Here is a 1,396-nt window from a genome sequence, read left to right on the forward strand (position 1 = left end):
AAACTTAAGTAAAGTAATTTATGACCACCAGCCTTCAAAATTTCGTTTTTTACATCATTTCGCAATTTACGACGATGGTGAGCAACTAAATGTGAAAGATGATTTTGATCAATTTGCGAGAAACCTGGAATATCTGAGTGCTGTAATAAATAAGCACCGTGGCGATGATAACCACCATGACTAATTGCTAAACCAATTTCATGCAAATAAGCAGCTCGACGCAGTAAGTCACTGTCTTCACTCGTTAAATTAAGAGATTTCGCAACACCATCAAATAATTGTTGTGCTGTATTTACAACTCTTTCTGCTTGCTTCGGATCGGCGTTATAACGCCCCATTAAGGCCTGTACACTACGATCACGGATATCTTCATGTTTAAATCGACCTAACAGGTCATACATCACACCTTCGCGTAATGCACCATCAGAATATGCCAAACGATCAATTTCTAGAACTTCAAAAACTGCGTACAAAATTGCCAATCCGGCTGGCAAAACTGCTCGTCGATCTTCTCTTAGTCCTTCAAAATCAATTTCAGAAACATTTTTAAACTTAAGCAATTTATCTTTAAGTTTGTATAGTCCTTCTCGAGTGACATTTTCTTGTTCATCACTTAAGCCCATATTGACCATAATTTGGCGACAGGCTTTAATTGTTCCACTCGAACCAACGACTGTATCCCATCCTTCCATTTTATAAGTCGTTGCAATAGCAGAAAGTTCTTTACGAGCAGCAACTACGGCCTTATCAAATGCTTTTTGTGTGATTTCGCCATCAGAAAAATAGGCCGTTGTATAAGCCACACAACCCATTTGTAATGACTCGGTGTAAATAGGTTCAAACTCTTCACCGATAATGAATTCGGTAGAACCACCACCAATATCAACGACTAAGCGACGCCCACCATTGGCCATGGTATGTGATACACCTAAATAGATCAGACGGGCTTCTTCTCGTCCTGCAATAATTTCAATAGGTTTAGGTAAAATTTCTGCAGCTTTTTGAATAAATTCATGACCATTTTTTGCCTGACGCAAGGCATTCGTAGCCACGATTCGTAAACGATTAGGTTGAACAGAGCTCAATCTTCCAACAAAACGGGCTAGACATGCTAAACCACGCTGTTGAGCAGCTTCTGTTAAATTTTTATTTTCATCTAAACCAGCTGCAAGCTGTACTTTTTCTGACATCGAAGCAACTTTTTTAACTTCGCCATGATCTACCCGTGCAATTGCAAGGTGAAAGCTGTTCGACCCCATATCTATGGCGGCAAGTAATTCTTCATCAATCAGAAAGTCAGACATTATTGAACTAAACCCATAACAATTCACGCCTAGAGTAATTCACAAGAATGCAATTGAAAAGCCATTTTCATCAACAATTAATAGCCATCGAT

General features: G+C 39.0%; 1 protein-coding gene. It reads right to left on the bottom strand.

Going from position 1 to position 1,396, the window contains the following annotated elements; translation table 11 throughout:
• Positions 1-1,304 (bottom strand): exopolyphosphatase (gene ppx / locus UC75_RS13035; RefSeq protein ID WP_228137360.1); only part of this gene is annotated, 1,304 nt, incomplete at its 3' end.
• Positions 1,305-1,396: the final 92 nt, after the last annotated feature.

This window comes from Acinetobacter sp. V2 (genome assembly GCF_001188385.1).
Lineage (GTDB): Bacteria > Pseudomonadota > Gammaproteobacteria > Pseudomonadales > Moraxellaceae > Acinetobacter > Acinetobacter oleivorans.